The sequence below is a fragment of the Vibrio sp. 10N.261.51.A3 genome (assembly GCF_041471965.1).
Lineage (GTDB): Bacteria > Pseudomonadota > Gammaproteobacteria > Enterobacterales > Vibrionaceae > Vibrio > Vibrio crassostreae_C.
On the sequence record NZ_JBFRPK010000067.1, the window covers coordinates 15,956 to 33,581 of the forward strand.

Below are 17,626 nucleotides of genomic sequence, written 5' to 3' on the forward strand. Positions count from 1 at the left end.
GTAAATCTAAAATTCGAACTCGAATACGACTAAATTAAAGTTTTTCAAGGGGTTAAAATTGGCTGCCACTAAATTTAGGGTGCAGAAAACCACGCCCAGAATCTGTGTGAATAAAACCGTTAGGAGCACAGGTATTTAGGACAGCCAAGTTGTTTATTATTTTTTATATATTGATTTCACAGTGAGTTAGGAGCTAACTCAAAATTCAGTTAGTTCTGTGTTGCAGTGCTTGCTTCAAACTTACCCTTTTTTACAGCGTGACCACGCCACATCAGAAGAGTAATGGTTGAAATTACTGTGCCGACAATCGCAGCACCGAACCAGATTGCCGCAGCAGAGAATGCGCCCAAACCAGAATCGTGTAACAAGAAGATAGAGAAGATACCTGCGCCCGGAGTCGATAGACCAATACCTGCCGCACCAACCATCGCGCCTGTAACCACAGAGCCTAGTAGGAATGAACCGATTACACGGATTGGATCTTCAATCGCCATTGGGATTGCACCTTCAGTAATACCCGCTAAGCCAAGTAGCCAAGTTGATTTACCGGTTTCAATCTCAAAGTCTTTGAATAGGCGTGGAGCAATCATGGTTGAAGCCGTTACGGTGAACGCCGATACCATTTTTACTGAACCAAAGATTGCGTATGGGCCATAAACACCGTTCGCCATTGCACCTAAACAGAATGCGTAAGCGGCTTTGTTTACCGGACCACCTAAGTCGAATGATACAAACAGACCAAGAATCGCACCCAATAACAGCGCATTGGTGCCTGACATACCGTTCAACCAGTCCGTTAGACCTTGGTTTAGGAACGCTACAGGTTTACCGATAACAAACAGCATCAAGCTACCTGCCACCAAAGTACCGATCACCGGATAAAGGTAGAAAGTAAGGAAGCCGTTAAATGCAGGGCCTAAGCGAACATGCTCTTTTACCCAACGCATCACGTAACCCGCAATCAAACCACCAACAACACCGCCTAGGAAACCAGAGCCAATGATGTTTGCTGCAATACCTGCGGCAAAACCAGGACCAAGTGCCGGTTTATCTGCTAATGAGTAAGCTGTGTAAGCTGCCAGTACTGGCACCATCAATGTACCCAGTAGGCCGCCACCTAGTTTGCGATACATCCATAGCCAAGAATCTTTTGTTGCATAGAGCTCTTGCAGGTCAAAAATTTGCGCGATAAGAACAGCAACCGCAAGAACAGTACCACCAGCAACGATAAGAGGAACTGCGTAAGAAATACCAGAAAGCAGTGCTTGTTTGAGCTCAGTTTTCAGTGGCAGTTTCTTCGGTTTATCATCAGTAGCTACTTTACGCTCTGCACCGTTGCCTTTTTTCGACTCTTCGATCGCTTCGTTTAAAATGCGCTCACCGTGTTTAATCGGTTCTGCGACTGGCGTTTCAATACGAGGAATGCCGTTAAAGCGCTCAGATTCTTTAATCGCCACTTCAGCAGCAAACACACACGCTACAGCATTATTAAGTTGTTCCGCAGTTAAGCGATCTTCAATACCGTTTGCGCCCTGCTTTTCAACATGAACCTTGTAGCCAAGCTTTTTGCCGGCTTTTTCTAGGTATTCTGCCGCCATATAGGTGTGAGCAATGCCTGCAGGGCAAGCAGTAACACATACAATTGTCGGCGCATTTGTATCTAAGTTGTCTTGTTTTTCTTCTTGCTGATTATCGCCATCAAGAAGCGCGAAGATTTCATCAGCGGTTGTTGCTTTTAATACTGCTTCACGAACATCGTCATCAACCAATGTGGTTGTCAGTTCGGTCAGCAGGTGCATGTGGGTAGAACCCGCTTCTGCATTTGGAATGGCAATTAGGAAGATAAGATTCACATCTTCGTCTTCATCTAGGCCTTTCCATTTCATGTCTTCTTTCAATGTTGCAACAGCGAAACCAGCTTCTTTAACCGCGTCAGTCTTGCCGTGCGGTACTGCTAGGCCTTCGCCAAGCGCTGTCGGGCCTTGCTCTTCACGAGCAAATACTGCATCAAGATACTCTTGTTTGTTGTGCAGTTTACCTTGCTGATTCAGTTGGTCAGCAAGTGCGTAAATCGCTTCTTCTCGACTGCTAAACGTAGTTTGCAGATTTACGAGCGACTTATTCGTTAGAGTAGTAAGTTTCATAACCTTTGTCCCATAGTCACGGATTAGTACGACAGTCGTCCCTGTCGACGAGATGAATAATACAACCTCAAGACATTTAATCCGTGATCACGATCTCATCAATACATATTTGTATTTAATTTGTATTTAAAATGTATTGGTAAATCCTTTAAGAAAGCTTGTTATGTATCGTTTAATTTGTATTATATGTACTACAAAACGCCGATACGATGCTCACACTAACCTTTAAAGCAAAGCTTATATAGAGCAAATTTACGTATTTAAGGTACAGGTTGTTAATCAAAGTCTAGTTGTCCTAGCGCACAAATGAGGCAAAAATGGCAAGACTCCCTATGTATCGCCAAATCGCCGATGCAATAAGAGAAAAGATCAGTTCTGGTGAATATAAAGTTGGAGAAGCACTCCCAACGGAAGCGCAATTGCGTGAAGTATTCTCGGTAAGTCGTGTAACGGTTAGACAGGCGCTGAAACTACTGATCGAAAACGATGAGCTGGAAAGCGTTCAAGGTAGTGGTACTTACGTCAAAGAGAACAAGATCAATTACGACATCTACAAACAGTCGAGCTTTCAAGAAAAGTGGGCGCATTTGGATGTGGTTACACACAGTGAAGTTCTGGCCTTCGAAATGAAGCCGTGTTCTTTGGCGATGTCTGAACATTTAGATATCAAAGAAGGCGAATTGGTTTTCTACGTAAAACGTGTTCGTTTCATAGACAACAATCCAATCACGGTTGAAGAAACTTGGTTACCTGTTGCCCTATTCCCAGATCTCACCTATCAAGTGATGCAGACATCAAAATACGACTTTATTGAGAACACCAAAGGCATGGTGATTGATCGAAGTGAGCAGGAATTGGTACCGATTCTTCCGCCTGAAGACGTTGCTAAACAGTTAGGTATTGACCCAGCTCAGCCTATCATTGAAAAACGTACTCGCGGTTACCTCGCCAATAACACGGTGTTTGAATACAGCCGTAACTACTTCACGTCTAACGATTACCGATTTACTTTGGTCGCCAGACGCCAAAGATCAGGCTGAATCTAGCACCGCATATAGCCAACACAGAGGACGCCTGTTCTCTGTATTGGTGCGCATTCCCTACTCATCACACTGCTTTCAACCACTCCAAATATTCCTAAACCAATATCAAGTAACCTCACGAAAGATCATTCACATTCATTTAAATACTGTTCTGGCGCTTTGAACATAAACTAAGCGCCAAATTACAAGAACAACAGTCGACAGGAATGTAGATGAATACCAAACAACTTGAGGACGCTGTAAGTGAAGTGAGCTTATTCAATCAGCACCTCCACTTAATCCAATCCGTGCATACCATTCCGACCCCAAAAATGAATTGGGAGTCGATGGCTATGGAACCTGCGCCAGCAATGCCAACGGTTCGATTCGATCACTGTCTACTCATCAGACTAACACTTAGTTCGTCGTGTTAAATCACTTTATATACAAAACTATTATGTCGAAACACACTATCTCACGAACATCGCACCCATTAGCAAATACAATTTCATACACACGATTCCTACCAAAGCTACCTTTAGTTCTAATCGCTTTCTCTATGCCCCTATTCGCAGAAGAAGTTGAAGAAGTGGTACTCGAGGACGAAGTCGTATTAAATGAAGGTTCTGAGTTAAACGAAGAAGCTGAAGAATCGCCTTATTATAACTTGTGTTTTAGCGCTTACTTATGGGAAGTAAGTAGGCGTTAAACATAAGTAATCTTTAAATGTAAGTAAGCTTAAAAGCTAAGATTCTCACCTCTTTACTCCGATAAATACCCACTTCGTTACACGTTTCCTTCCAAAGTACAAAAAATACTCGCGATTTATAAAATAACACCACCATATGCAAATAGAACAATCAAAGGTGATCCAAGTTATATTCTAACAAGCCACAAAATTTGTTTATTAACATCTAAACAACAGTAGTTATTCACGATTTACAACCACAATTAACATCGAAAAAAATGTTTGTCTTAGATCATATCAACCTCAACTATGCCTCGTGCCACAGTGCAGTTTTCTGTACATTCATTGTCATATTCTGAAACACTTTCTTATATTTTTTAAACTTTGTGGAGATTTCTATGTTAGAGCTCTTGATCGGATTAGTGATTACTATTGCTGTTGGTTACTTTATTGTAAAAGGCTATAAAGCGGCGGGTGTATTACTAACTGCTGGCCTTGCCCTACTTCTTATCACCGGCCTTATTGGTCACACAGTCTTACCAGCTAAGGTAGCTTCAACAGGTAACATGGTTACCGACTCACTAGAATTTGTTAAATACATGCTTCAGTACCGCGGGGGCGGCCTAGGCATGCAAATCATGCTTCTTTGTGGTTTTGCTTCTTACATGACGCACATTGGTGCTAACAACGTGGTAGTGAAACAGTTCTCTAAACCGCTTGCTGCGATCAAATCTCCCTATGTACTTCTTGTTGCGGCTTACATCGTAGCGTGTCTGATGTCTCTAGCAGTAAGTTCTGCAACGGGTCTTGGTGTGCTATTGATGGCAACCCTATTCCCAATGATGACGGCAATGGGTATTTCTCGCCCAGCGGCAGTTGCAGTTTGTGCGTCACCTGCAGCCATCATTCTTTCACCAACGTCTGGTGATGTGGTTATCGCGGCAGAAAAATCAGGCATGTCTCTTGATGTGTTTGCTGTTCAAACGGTACTGCCTGTTTCTATCTGTGCGATCATCGTGATGGCGGGTGCGGCTTTCTTCTGGAACAAATACCTAGATAAGAAAGAAAACACACCAATGGAAAAAGTAGACGTTTCTGAAATCGAAACAACGGCGCCGGCTTTCTACGCTGCACTTCCATTCCTACCTATCATCGGCGTTTTCCTATTCAACGGTCGTACGATTCCAGGGCTTTCACTTGATATCTGCACTATTGTGGTAGGTTCTATCTTCGTAGGCGCAGTTATCGATTACGTTGTTAAGAAGTTTGACGGCGAGAAAACACTAGAAGATCTAGACTCTTGCTACCAAGGCATGGCTGACGCGTTCAAAGGCGTGGTAATGCTGTTGGTTGCGGCGGGCGTATTTGCTCAAGGTCTAATGTCTATCGGTGCAATTGATAACCTAATCGGTCTTGCCGAATCTGCAGGCGCAGGCGGCATCGCATTGATGCTTATCCTCACAGGTCTAACGGTTGCTGCGGCAATTGCGACAGGTTCAGGTAATGCACCTTTCTATGCATTCGTAGAACTGGCTCCATCATTAGCGGCGAAAATGGGCTTGAACCCAGCGTTCCTAATCATCCCAATGCTTCAAGCATCGAACCTAGGTCGTACAATTTCACCAGTATCTGGCGTAATCGTAGCGACTTCTGGTATGGGTAAAATCAGCCCATTTGAAGTCGTAAAACGTACGTCTGTACCCGTAATCTGTGGTCTTATTACGGTTATCTTCGGTACGCTTGTATTGGTTCCAATGTCGGCGTAAGCCTTAAGTTTCTAATCTCAAAGAACGAAGAACAAACGAACACCAATACTGAATATAAAATGCGTAAACAAAAAGGCGCTGAACTTAATAAGTTCAGCGCCTTTTTTAATGTCACTTTCTCAACATCGTTAAAACTATCGAGACATGTACAAAATGTATAAACAGTCAGGCTTGAAATAGTGTTATCTCAAAGGAACAAGCCCTACTTCATTTCACCATAGCGTTCTAGATACAGAACCGTTGCAGCGGTACGGGAAGGCACTTGCAGCTTTTTCAACAAGCTTTTCATATGTACCTTAACTGTCGATTCAGAAATAAACAGGTGATCGGCGATCTGCTTATTACGGTAACCTTTCGCGACTTCTTGAAGGATCTGCATTTCACGTTCAGTCAGTTGTTCGAAGATATCATTGCGGCTTCCAGCATCATTTAGGTAACGAGCAACCACACTGCTGTAAGCCTTGTCACCGCTGTGTGCTTGCTTAAGCAGTTCAATTAACTCATCGGGTTCAGTGTCTTTCAACAAGTAGCCATCAGCGCCTGCTTTTACAATCGCTTCAATGTCTGCAGGGCTATCAGAAACCGTTAGAATAACAATGTTTGCGCTAGAACCGTCAGTGCGAAGTGCTTTCAAGGTATCTAAACCAGACATGCCCTTCATATTGAGATCCAAAAGGATCAAATCAGGTTCTTCTTCATGAGCAAGAGCAACCGCTTCAGTGCCGTTACTTGCTTCTGCAATCACTTCGAATTCGTCTTCAAAGCTCAGTAATTGGCTTATACCTCTGCGCATCAATGGATGATCATCAACCAGCATTACTTTACAAATCGTCAACTTTAACTTCCTTCAAACTTTTATATTTCAATATGACTGTACAGCCTTCACCTTGCGCCGCTTCAATCGTCAAGTCGCCATTCAGTCTTGCCGCACGCTCCTGCATAATGCTCATCCCGTAGTGGTTCACCTTGGAACTACTTGAGTCAAAGCCATCTCCATTATCTTTTATCACGACTAATACTTCACCGTCCTCATCGATACAGCATACATCTATCAAGTCGGCATTGGCGTGTTTTATTGCATTTATTGTTGCTTCACGAATCAATTGAAGCAAGTGAACCTGACTATGCGCATCAAGCTCGATCGATGAGAGATTATTAGTGAGGTTAATCTTCGCATCGGTTCTCTCGCTGAGCGCCTCAAGCATGGTACTTAAGGCGTCTCCAAAGTTGCCCTCTTTAATGGTCAACCTAAATGTGGTGAGTAGCTCTCTTAACTGGGTATAAGCGTCGGCTAAGCCGTTTCCGATCTCAGACGCGATTTGTTCAGATTGCTCTCGGTGCTGTTGCTCTGGCAGTTTGCCAATCACACGCTTTAATAGTGTAACTTGAATTTTCAAGTACGACAGTGATTGAGCCAATGAATCGTGGAGTTCACGTGCAATCGTGGCACGCTCTTCCATGATAATAAGCTGTTCAGCTTTCTTTTGAGCACGATTGTAGTAGATCGCTCTCGATAGCAGTTGAATGAAGCTTTCGATCAGAGCTTTAGTTGAGTGCCCGTGGTGATATGAACAGTATAAATAGCCGAGAATAAGTTCGTTATCGTCGAGTTTCATCTCAAACTTTTCGTAGTCTAAATTCGAATCGTAACCTTCATCCATAATCAATGAACGGCCTGAGTTATCGACAATCTCGAGCCTCAGTGATCCAATCCCTTCCAAGCTCACGAGATGCTGCAAGATAGCTCGGAAGTTTTCAGGAGCAATACGCGTCACCGTGAGCTCTTGTGACGAGTTATAAAGTGCCTGCAGCGACTGGTTCGCATTTTGCAGCTCAATCGTCTTTGCATCCACCACATCTTCAAGGTTTCGATAAAGCACGCCTAAATCTTTGGCCATCGAGTTGAAGGTTTTGGTCAAAATGCCCATTTCGTTGTTACTGGTCACCTTGAGTTCTACCTCGAAGTCGCTGTTTTTGATTCTTTGGCTCGCACCGACAAGAGCATGTAGCGGTTTAACAACCTGTTTACGTACAAAGTGAACAACAAAAAGAGATATGACCAGAATCCCACCAAGGCCGATACCACCAGCCCACGCTAACTTTATTAACTTGTCTTCAGAGAACTCTTGCAGCTTATAAACGAAGCCATCGATTTCAGCCACGAAGTTTTCAACCAACACGAGATAGTGATCGCGCTCTTCGCTATTCAAGACCTGTTTTAGCTCATGCCAACGGCCGATAATTAAATAGTAATCTTCTGTGATGTCTGTCGGAACATTCCAACTGACCAAATTGGTCATGGATGGCGAGTAAAGAGAACTTTCGAATTCACGAATATGAGATTCATAATCGACAGATTCTATTTGAATATCATGGGCTAAACGGTAGCTTTGCATTCGCATTGAACCGGCCACGTTAACCGCTTCCGCATCATTCAAACTTGAAGCCAAAGTAAAGATGGCAAAGCCAGTCGTAGCAACCGACAACAGCAGTATAGAGAGCAAAGATTTTGCTATCGTACTTGTTACAGATGAAACCGGTTTTATAAGCAAAAGTGCCTTCCTATTGATAAATGACTTGCCAGCGATATCGTATTGTCACACATCAAAAATCATAGCTCCATTCAATATGTGATCACTCGCTCCGTAATTTATTGATCTAAGACAATATATGCCCCCAATTAGCCCTTAGGGGGTATTTATACAATTGTTTCTAAAACTACACTACTTGTGAGGACTCATTACAAGATATTAATAGAATAATGACCTACAATTACAACATCTTAGTAACATCTATAGGTATCTAGTGGTAGATCTATCAAAACGCCGTCTTTTTTCAAGACGAAAAGTTGACTCAAGCCAGATTCGTTTGCCTTGGATTGACAGCCTAGAAAGCTTTACAGATGACTGTACTCGCTGCGGTAAATGCATCGAGAGTTGTGAGACTAAGATAATCATTGTAGGCGATGGTGGTTTTCCCACTGTAGATTTCTCTATTGATGAGTGTACGTTCTGCTATCAATGTGCAGATGTTTGTCCCGAACCCATTTTTAAGCCAAAGCAAGGAGAGCCTTGGCAAGCAAAAGCACAAATCTCTGATAAGTGTTTAGCGCAACAAAATGTTGAATGCCGAAGCTGTGGTGACATGTGTGAACCTATGGCCATTCAATTTGAACTTAGAGCAGGCAGTGTTGCTCTACCAAAAATCGAGTTAGATGAGTGTAGCGGTTGTGGGGCCTGCGTAGCAATTTGCCCTACTTCGGCTATTCTTGTGAGTAATGCATAAAACAAAAATAACGAGAGCAATTTATGGCACTAAATGAAGTGCATATATCAAGTTTAGTCGTGCATGTGAGCCCAGAGCATCTAGACGAGATCAAAGCACAAATCGAGCAATTCGATAATGCAGAGATTTACGGCAGCAGCCCTGAAGGCAAAATCATCGTGGTCCTAGAAACCGAGAACCAAGGTTTTGTAACGGACACCATCGAAGAAATTAATAATATTACGAACGTTTTAGGGACAGCTTTGGTTTATCACCAAATCGAGACTGGACTGGACGAAACGGATTTAGAAACTGGAAGCAACAATTCTCAACTTGAGGGTGAAGTATGAAAATGACAAGACGTGCGTTTGTGAAAGCAAACGCAGCTGCATCAGCGGCAGCCGTTGCAGGTGTAACTCTACCGGCAACAGCAACCAACCTGATTGCTAGCTCTGATCAAACAAAAATCACGTGGGATAAAGCGCCTTGTCGTTTTTGTGGTACGGGCTGTTCAGTACTAGTAGGTACTCAAAACGGTAAAGTGGTTGCGACTCAAGGCGATCCAGAAGCTCCTGTAAACAAAGGCCTTAACTGTATTAAAGGCTACTTCCTTTCAAAAATCATGTACGGTAAAGACCGTCTTGAGACTCCTCTACTTCGCATGAAAGACGGTGAGTTCCATAAAGATGGTGATTTCGCACCCGTATCTTGGGACAAAGCGTTCGACGTGATGGCTGAGAAATGGAAAGCTTCACTGAAGAAGAACGGTCCAACAGGTGTTGGTATGTTCGGTTCAGGCCAATGGACAGTAATGGAAGGCTACGCAGCCGTTAAGATGATGAAAGCGGGTTTCCGTTCAAACAACATAGATCCAAACGCTCGTCACTGTATGGCTTCTGCTGTAGTAGGCTTCATGCGCACTTTCGGTATTGATGAGCCAATGGGTTGTTACGATGACTTTGAACACGCAGACGCATTCGTACTGTGGGGTTCAAACATGGCAGAAATGCACCCAGTACTATGGACTCGTATTACAGACCGTCGTCTAAGCCACCCACACGTTAAAGTAAACGTACTGTCTACTTACTACCACCGTTCTTTCGAGCTTGCAGACACGGGTTACATCTTCGAACCTCAATCAGATCTAGCAATTGCTAACTTCATTGCTAACTACATCATTCAAAACGATGCCGTTAACTGGGACTTCGTGAACAAGCACACGAACTTCAAGCAAGCAACGACAGACATCGGTTACGGTCTGCGTGACGATGATCCACTACAGAAAGCAGCCGCAAACCCTAACTCAGGCGAAATGACTGCTATCTCTTTCGAAGACTACAAAGCGTCTGTTGCTGAATACACAGTTGAGAAAGCGTCTGAAATGTCAGGTGTATCTCAAGAAGACCTTATCAAGCTGGCTAAGCAATATGCCGATCCAAACATCAAAGTAATGTCACTTTGGACTATGGGTATGAACCAACATACTCGTGGCGTATGGATGAACAGCCTTGTATACAACATCCACCTTCTTACAGGTAAGATTTCTACTCCAGGTAACAGCCCATTCTCACTAACTGGCCAACCGTCAGCGTGTGGTACAGCGCGTGAAGTTGGTACATTCGCTCACCGTTTACCTGCCGATATGGTGGTTGCTAACCCTAAACACCGTAAAATTGCAGAAGATATCTGGAAACTTCCAGAAGGCACCATTCCACCGGTACCCGGCGCTCACGCTGTTCTTCAAGACCGTATGTTGAAAGACGGTAAAATCAACGCTTACTGGGTAATGTGTAACAACAACATGCAAGCGGGTCCAAACATCAACACTGAACGTCTGCCAGGTTACCGTAACCCAGATAACTTCATTGTATGTTCTGACCCGTACCCAACGGCAACAGCTCAAGCGGCTGACCTCATCCTTCCAACAGCAATGTGGATTGAGAAAGAAGGCGCTTACGGTAACGCAGAGCGTCGTACACAAGCATGGTACCAACAAGTGAAAACTGTAGGTGAAGCTAAGTCTGACCTATGGCAAATCATGGAATTCTCTAAGCGCTTCACTATTGAAGAAGTTTGGGGTGAAGAACTGGTTGCGAAAATGCCTGAGTACCGTGGCAAAACCATGTACGACGTGCTTTACAAAAACGGCAACGTTGATGCATTCCCACTGTCTGAAGCTCAAGAGCTTAACGACGATGCACAAGCTCAAGGTTTCTACGTTCAAAAAGGTCTATTCGAAGAATACGCAGCCTTTGGTCGCGGCCACGGTCACGATTTAGCACCATACGATCGCTACCACCAAGTTCGTGGTCTACGTTGGCCTGTTGTTGACGGTAAAGAGACACTATGGCGCTTTAAAGAAGGTTCAGATCCATATGCTAAGAAAGGTTCTGATTGGGACTTCTACGGCAAACCAGATGGTAAAGCACTGATCATCAATGCACCATACGAAGCGCCACCTGAAGTACCAAACGATGAATACGATATGTGGCTATGTACAGGTCGTGTTCTTGAGCACTGGCACACAGGTACTATGACTCGTCGTGTACCAGAACTTTACAAAGCAGTACCGGATGCACTTTGTTACATCCACCCTGCTGATGCTAAAGCTCGTGGTCTTCGCCGTGGTGATGAAGTTCTTATCGAAAACAAACGTGGTGAAGTACGCGTTCGTGTTGAAACTCGTGGTCGTAACCGTCCACCACAAGGCTTGGTATTCGTACCATTCTTTGATGCAAGAATTCTGATCAACAAGTTGATCTTGGATGCAACGGATCCTCTGTCTAAACAGACGGATTACAAGAAGTGTCCAGTTAAGATCACTAAGGTCGCTTAAGGACAATATGTTCTTACCACTTAGCTCGTAGATCTGACGTTTTTAATATTGCGACTGCTTTTTCGTTACTTTTTGAAAGAAGTAGTCCACTCAAAGAATTAGCCTTTAGGCGGAGAAATTAACCATGAAAAAACTGATTACTGCCCTACTATCAGCTGGTCTTTTGCTAGCTGGTGCAGTTCAAGCTGAAGCTGAACTGGATAACCCAGGCGGCATTGGTGGCGTAGAATCTCTACGTGGTGCAAGTGAACTTGAAGCAACTCGCGCAGCAGATGACTTCAAAAAGTTCCCTCGTGACCAAGTACTTGAGAGTGACTACGTATACCAACCACCTCTAGTGCCTCATACTATTCGTAGCTATGAAGTTTCTCTTAACGCTAACAAGTGTCTTTCTTGCCACAGCTGGAAAAACGCAAAAGAAATGGGTGCTACTAAAGTGAGTGTAACTCACTACATGAACCGTGAAGATGCGGTACTTGCAGACGTATCACCTCGTCGTTACTTCTGTCTACAGTGTCACGTACCTCAAGCTAATGCTAAGCCACTAGTTGACAACGAGTTCAAACCTGTAGATTCACTGCGTTAATCGTAGCCGGACTGTAAGAGAGGCTATATATGATAAAATTACTTAAAGCGTTTTGGAAAAGACTTGCGACACCAAGCAAAGCAGCCGTAGGCGTTGTTTTGTTCTTGGGTTTCTCGGGTGGTCTTTTGTTCTGGGGTGCATTCAACACGGGTATGGAGGCAACCAACACGGAAGAATTCTGTTCTGGCTGTCACGCACCTATCGTTGCTGAAATCCAAGAGACAATTCACTACTCTAACCGTTCTGGTGTTCGTGCTATCTGTTCAGACTGTCACGTTCCTCATGAATGGACAGATAAAATTGTTCGTAAGGTTCAAGCATCTAAAGAGCTATACGCACACTTTATTGCGAAAACCATCAATACTGAAGAAAAGTTCAAAGCACGTCGTGCTCACCTAGCGGAACGCGAATGGGCTCGATTGAAGAAGAACGATTCGCTTGAGTGTCGTAACTGTCACCAGTTCGATTACATGGACTTCTCAGAGCAGAGCCCCCGTAGTGCGAAACAACACTCGACTGCGCTAGCTTCTGGTGAAAAAACGTGTGTAGACTGTCACAAAGGTATTGCACACAAACTACCAGACATGCACGGCGTTGAAGGCTGGCAATAAGGAGCGATTGAATGAGTACTTTAGAAAGCGTAATTTGGCACATCCTAGGTTACAGCGCTATGCCAGTTATCATTCTTGGTGGCTTTGCAGGTGTTGCAGCCGTATCTCTTTGGATTTTATCTATGGGTAAAGACAAAGAAATCGATTAACAATCGAGATTCCATCAACTTCTACCAGATAATTCTGATATGAGTTGATACGAAAAAGCCACTGATTTCAGTGGCTTTTTTATTATCTGACGTTGTGTATCTTTATAATTGAATGTGACTTAACGCCCTAAGCTTCGTTTTCTGGCGCTTCTTTCTCTGCGGTCTCTTTATCAACCTGCTCTTGATCGACAATCGGCAGCACCTGTTTTACATAGTTGCCTGGCGCTTTGCCAATCACAGGATTAAGCTCTGAGCCTTGATTGAAAGGTTCGATTTTTTCGTCAGTTTCAAAACCTTGTAGCCACTGATTCCAGTGTGTCCACCAAGACCCCTCATTATGAGTCGCATTAGTTAGCCACTCATCCGCCGAGTCGTCTAGGTTGTCATTCAGCCAGAACCCGTACTTCTTCTTATCTGGATGGTTAACAATACCCGCGATATGACCAGATTCACCAAGCACGAACGTCTTGTTGCCACCGGTATTCAAGGCACCACGGTAAGTCCCCTGCCAAAGCGCGATATGATCTTCTTTCGCTGAAATGAAGTAGCTTGGTATTTTTATCTTATTGAGATCAATCCAGACACCGCCTACTTTCACGCCTTTGTCTTGAACAAGTTTATTCTCAAGGTAAAGCTCACGCAGCAAGAAATTATGGCATTTAGCTGCAACGTTAGTGCTGTCACTGTTCCAGTACAACAGATCAAACTCCATTGGGCTACTGCCTTTTAGGTAGTTATCAATGTAGTAGTTCCAGTACAGGCTGTTTTCACGAAGCAAACTGAATGTCACGCTTAATGAACGACCATCCATGAATCCTTTAGCATCGTTCTGTTTCTCAATGGCGTTAATGATCGTTTCATTGATATATGCGCCAACCTCTCCCGGCTGAGAGAAGTCTAATAGAGTCGTAAAAAAGGTCGCAGTTTTAATGCGTTTCTTCATTCTTTTAGCAGCATAGTAAGCGACCGTTGAAGCGAGAACAGTACCACCAATGCAGTAACCTGCAGCATTGATTTGCTCTTTACCCGTGATATCTTCAATTGCCGTCACGGCTTTCGCTACGCCTTCCGTGACATAGTCACCGAACTCTAAGTCTTTTTGCGCTTCACCTGGGTTGCGCCAAGACATCATGAAGACGCTGTGCCCTTGCTCAAGCAACCAACGAACCATTGAGTTCTTTTCACGAAGGTCGAGAATGTAGTACTTATTGATGAATGGAGGAACGATCAACAAAGGCGTGGCGTTCACCTGAGGTGTTTTTGGGTAGTATTGAATAAGCTCGAACAGATCATTTTGAAAAACGACATCACCTTCCGTGTTCGCAACATCAACACCTAATCGGAAGGCATTATTGTTGGTCATACGGATCTTGAGGATATCCGCGCTCGCTTCAACGTCAGCTTGTAGCTGCTCTAGCCCATCTAGCAAGTTCTCACCATTGCGCTCAAGCGTTAGCTTCATCAACTCTGGGTTAGTCGCAATGAAGTTACTAGGAGAAAGAGCATTGATAGCCTGACGTGAAAAGAACGCCACACGTTCCTTGGTTTTCTCGTCTATGCCTTCGATTGAATTAATGGTGTCTATATAGCTTTTGCTGAATAACAAATAAGACTGCTTGATAAAGCTGTAAAACGGGTCATTTTTCCACGCTTCATCAATAAAGCGTTTATCACTGCGCTCTTCAGTAATGACGCTTTCGGTATTACCCATCAGTGCGGCATTTTGCCAAATCTTAAGTTGCTGTTCCCACCACTGGGATTGTAACTGAAGGAGAACGGCGGGTTGGTTAGCGGCTTGCTCGAAGATTTTTGACGCATCATCAAAATTCAACTCTTGCATCGCTTGATTTAGGGGAGATTGCGCGGCTTCCTTGTTTTGTTCAAAGTTTTCCCACCATTGCTGGTTTGTTTGTTGAAGTTTAACAAGGTAGTCCGAAAAGAAGTGTTGAAACATAACATGACTCCAATAATCGGAAAATCGCCACCTAGCCTCACAGTAAACACTGTGCTGACTCGATGGCGATTTTATTTATGCAGGTGTAACTGTTTTCAAGTTTTCAGTTGTTAGTGTTTCAACATCTTCTTTGAACTCTTTTGCAGCAGCTTGCATTTTTGAGCTATCACTCATCATCTGTTGAGACAATTGAGTTAGCGCTGCTAGTTGCTGGCTGTTGAACGCCGTTAGGCTAGTCACGTCTTTGATTTCAGTCACTGCTTTCATTTGCGCAAGACCCATGTTCGTGTAAGTCTGCATTGCATTCATTTGCAGTTCTGTCATCGTTTGGACGTTCTTTGCAACCAACTTGTTGAACTTTAAGTACGGTTCAAATTGCTTTTCAGTTTGGTCAGTAATTGTTTTGAAAATATCCGTGTACATAAGTAACTCCTGATGAATACATAGTTTAATAAATTTGTGTCACTATCGTTTCAGCCAACGCTCATCGATTAACTCGCGATGCTTTGAAAAGCTGATCCGATATTTAAGCTTGCTACCGATATATCAGGCTCTAACCTTCAATACCTTTTAGCAAAACAGCGGTTCCCATTCCCCCACCCACACAGAGTGAAGCAACGCCATAAGTCGTTTTCTGTTCAAGCATTTCATGGATGAGTGAAACAATAATTCGATTGCCTGAAGCACCTAAAGGATGGCCAAGCGCGATTGCACCACCATTCACATTGACCTTTGGCTTGAACTCATCAAGCGGTAAGTCATGCTGCTCTGACAATTGGTACATTACGCCAAGAGCTTGTGCTGCAAACGCTTCATTCAATTCAAACAAATCTACTTCTTCTAGAGTGAGATTCGCCTTATCAAGCGTTTTAGAAACGGCTTCTACTGGGCCTAAACCCATAATCTTTGGATCTAATCCAGACTGTGCGTAGCTCGTTAGCTCTACCAGTGGTGTCAGTCCGTATTTCGCTACTGCACTCTCTGAGGCTAAGATGATTGCACTCGCGCCATCATTGATGCCCGAAGCGTTACCTGCCGTAACAGACCCTTCACGGTCAAAAGCTGGACGAAGCTTTTGCAGACCTTCGAATGTCGCGTCTGACTTCGGATACTCATCGGTATCAAAAGTGACGGTTTGTCTGCGCTGCTTAACTTCTACAGGCACGATTTGCTCGTTAAACTTACCCGCCTCAATCGCAGCAACGGCTTTTTGTTGGCTTTCTAAGGCATAGTTATCTTGAGCTAGGCGCGAAATATTCAACGTGTTCGCGATATTTTCAGCGGTCATGCCCATGTGGTAGTGATTAAACGCATCGGTTAAGCCATCACCAACCAGTAAGTCTTTCATTGAGATGTCACCCATTTTGTGACCATTACGAACGCTCGCTGGTACCACAAAAGGAATTTGTGACATCACTTCAACGCCAGCAGCAATAACCACTTCAGCATCTTGTGCTTTGATGTGCGCCGCTGCGTCCATCACTGATTTCATTCCGCTGCCGCAAATCATGTTCACGCCGTATGCTGGTGTTTCCTCAGGAAGCCCTGCATAGATGGAAGCCTGACGAGCAACCCCCATGCCTTGACCTGCCGAAATCACGTTGCCGACGATTACTTCATCAATCGCATCTAACGAAAGATCGACAGACTCAAGTGCACCTTTGATCGCAACGCCAGCCAGTTCACCCGCAGATACGTTTTTTAGCGACCCGGTAAATGCACCAATAGGAGTGCGCTTAGCCGCAACAATAAATACTTTTTCCATCATTCCAACCCCTTCAGTTTCGCCAATTACTGCATGTACAAGCCGCCATTCACAGACAATGTTTCGCCTGTAATGTACGCGCCAGATTCACTCGCTAAAAAGCCCACTGCGTCTGCAATTTCAACAGGTGTTGCTAAGCGTTTCATCGGAATTTGGTTCTTGATTGAATCCAGTACTTCAGGCTTCATTTGCTCAACCATAGGAGTTGCTGTGTAGCCAGGGGCAATCACGTTCACGGTTACGCCGCTACGAGCGCCTTCTGCAGCCAAAGCTTTAGAAAAACCAATCATTCCAGCTTTCGCTGCTGAGTAGTTAGTCTGTCCAAATTGACCTTTAAGACCATTGACGGAAGAGATGTTGATGACACGGCAGTTACCTTTCTCACACATAGGAGCGAACAAAGGTTGAGTCACGTTGAACAGACTGTTTAGGTTTGTTTCAATCACGTCTTTCCACGCTTCGGCATCCATCTTTTTAAAGACGCTATCACGTGTAATACCTGCGTTATTGACTAGTACATCCACCGTGCCTTCTTCTTCTAACAACTTGCTTAAGCTCAGCGCACATTCCGCAGTATTGGTAACATCTAATTCAAACAATCTCACTTGATCTTCGGTGAATTGTTTTTCGTTAAACCAATCCAAGGCACATTGGTAATTTCCAGTAAAATAAGTCGCGATAACACGATAGCCGTCTGCAACTAATTTAGAGGAAATTGCTGAGCCGATACCGCCTTTTGACCCTGTAATTAAAGCAAGCTTTTTCATTAATGGTTCCATCCCTTACAAGCAATTAAATAACAATGATGTTAATAAGATAATGTCTTAGCTGATAATTAAAC

At 43.9% G+C, this 17,626-nt stretch carries 17 protein-coding genes; 10 read left to right on the forward strand and 7 right to left on the reverse strand.

Features of this window, described 5'->3' with window-relative positions; all coding sequences use genetic code 11:
* Nucleotides 1-209: 209 nt before the first annotated feature.
* A complete protein-coding gene (mngA, locus tag AB4371_RS16300; protein WP_102320777.1) occupies nt 210-2,144 on the reverse strand; it encodes a PTS 2-O-a-mannosyl-D-glycerate transporter subunit IIABC in 1,935 nt (644 codons plus the stop codon).
* 317 nt (nt 2,145-2,461) lie between these two features.
* Between mngA and AB4371_RS16305 the strand changes: the two genes are divergently transcribed.
* From AB4371_RS16305 to dcuC, 4 genes are all read left to right on the forward strand, one after another.
* Nucleotides 2,462-3,184, forward strand: coding sequence for a GntR family transcriptional regulator (locus AB4371_RS16305; protein ID WP_017070592.1), 723 nt, complete (start codon nt 2,462-2,464; stop codon nt 3,182-3,184).
* A gap of 215 nt (nt 3,185-3,399) precedes the next feature.
* Nucleotides 3,400-3,600 (forward strand): hypothetical protein, encoded by a 201-nt coding sequence (locus AB4371_RS16310; protein ID WP_372150372.1) that lies wholly within the window; start codon nt 3,400-3,402, stop codon nt 3,598-3,600.
* 23 nt (nt 3,601-3,623) lie between these two features.
* Nucleotides 3,624-3,875 carry a hypothetical protein gene (locus tag AB4371_RS16315; RefSeq protein ID WP_133151380.1) on the forward strand — a complete coding sequence of 84 codons (252 nt, stop codon included), beginning with the start codon at nt 3,624-3,626 and terminating at the stop codon, nt 3,873-3,875.
* A 377-nt stretch (nt 3,876-4,252) separates the two neighbouring features.
* Nucleotides 4,253-5,620, forward strand: coding sequence for an anaerobic C4-dicarboxylate transporter DcuC (dcuC, locus tag AB4371_RS16320; RefSeq protein WP_372150340.1), 1,368 nt, complete (start codon nt 4,253-4,255; stop codon nt 5,618-5,620).
* A 202-nt stretch (nt 5,621-5,822) separates the two neighbouring features.
* Here the strand turns inward: dcuC and AB4371_RS16325 are convergent, their stop codons facing one another.
* The gene (locus tag AB4371_RS16325; RefSeq protein WP_017062609.1) at nt 5,823-6,455 is read right to left on the reverse strand and encodes a response regulator; all 633 of its coding nucleotides are present in this window, start codon (nt 6,453-6,455) and stop codon (nt 5,823-5,825) included.
* The gene (gene narQ, locus AB4371_RS16330; protein ID WP_017062610.1) at nt 6,442-8,172 is read right to left on the reverse strand and encodes a nitrate/nitrite two-component system sensor histidine kinase NarQ; all 1,731 of its coding nucleotides are present in this window, start codon (nt 8,170-8,172) and stop codon (nt 6,442-6,444) included. The genes AB4371_RS16325 and narQ overlap by 14 nt, the downstream gene beginning before the upstream one ends.
* Nucleotides 8,173-8,425: 253 nt before the next feature.
* Here narQ and napF point away from each other — a divergent pair, with 253 nt between their 5' ends.
* From napF to AB4371_RS16360, 6 genes are all read left to right on the forward strand, one after another.
* Nucleotides 8,426-8,905, forward strand: a complete 480-nt coding sequence (gene napF, locus AB4371_RS16335; RefSeq protein ID WP_017062611.1) for a ferredoxin-type protein NapF — start codon at nt 8,426-8,428, stop codon at nt 8,903-8,905.
* Nucleotides 8,906-8,928: 23 nt separating this feature from the next.
* The gene (locus AB4371_RS16340) at nt 8,929-9,234 is read left to right on the forward strand and encodes a chaperone NapD (RefSeq protein ID WP_019824440.1); all 306 of its coding nucleotides are present in this window, start codon (nt 8,929-8,931) and stop codon (nt 9,232-9,234) included.
* Nucleotides 9,231-11,720 carry a periplasmic nitrate reductase subunit alpha gene (gene napA, locus AB4371_RS16345; RefSeq protein ID WP_102393131.1) on the forward strand — a complete coding sequence of 830 codons (2,490 nt, stop codon included), beginning with the start codon at nt 9,231-9,233 and terminating at the stop codon, nt 11,718-11,720. The genes AB4371_RS16340 and napA overlap by 4 nt, the downstream gene beginning before the upstream one ends.
* Before the next feature lie 124 nt (nt 11,721-11,844).
* The gene (locus tag AB4371_RS16350) at nt 11,845-12,306 is read left to right on the forward strand and encodes a nitrate reductase cytochrome c-type subunit (RefSeq protein WP_372150341.1); all 462 of its coding nucleotides are present in this window, start codon (nt 11,845-11,847) and stop codon (nt 12,304-12,306) included.
* 29 nt (nt 12,307-12,335) lie between these two features.
* Nucleotides 12,336-12,917: a NapC/NirT family cytochrome c gene (locus AB4371_RS16355; protein WP_009845456.1), complete on the forward strand. Its 582-nt coding sequence runs from the start codon at nt 12,336-12,338 to the stop codon at nt 12,915-12,917.
* An 11-nt stretch (nt 12,918-12,928) separates the two neighbouring features.
* A complete protein-coding gene (locus tag AB4371_RS16360) occupies nt 12,929-13,066 on the forward strand; it encodes a TIGR02808 family protein (protein WP_010430103.1) in 138 nt (45 codons plus the stop codon).
* A 127-nt stretch (nt 13,067-13,193) separates the two neighbouring features.
* Here AB4371_RS16360 and phaC read toward each other — a convergent pair whose 3' ends face one another.
* From phaC to AB4371_RS16380, 4 genes are all read right to left on the reverse strand, one after another.
* On the reverse strand, nt 13,194-15,020 hold the full coding sequence (gene phaC, locus AB4371_RS16365) for a class I poly(R)-hydroxyalkanoic acid synthase (RefSeq protein WP_017072236.1): 1,827 nt from the start codon (nt 15,018-15,020) through the stop codon (nt 13,194-13,196).
* A gap of 75 nt (nt 15,021-15,095) precedes the next feature.
* Nucleotides 15,096-15,443, reverse strand: coding sequence for a phasin family protein (locus tag AB4371_RS16370; protein ID WP_017062616.1), 348 nt, complete (start codon nt 15,441-15,443; stop codon nt 15,096-15,098).
* A gap of 130 nt (nt 15,444-15,573) precedes the next feature.
* The gene (locus AB4371_RS16375) at nt 15,574-16,785 is read right to left on the reverse strand and encodes an acetyl-CoA C-acetyltransferase (RefSeq protein WP_029236542.1); all 1,212 of its coding nucleotides are present in this window, start codon (nt 16,783-16,785) and stop codon (nt 15,574-15,576) included.
* A 26-nt stretch (nt 16,786-16,811) separates the two neighbouring features.
* Nucleotides 16,812-17,552 carry an SDR family oxidoreductase gene (locus AB4371_RS16380; protein WP_017062618.1) on the reverse strand — a complete coding sequence of 247 codons (741 nt, stop codon included), beginning with the start codon at nt 17,550-17,552 and terminating at the stop codon, nt 16,812-16,814.
* Nucleotides 17,553-17,626 lie beyond the last annotated feature (74 nt).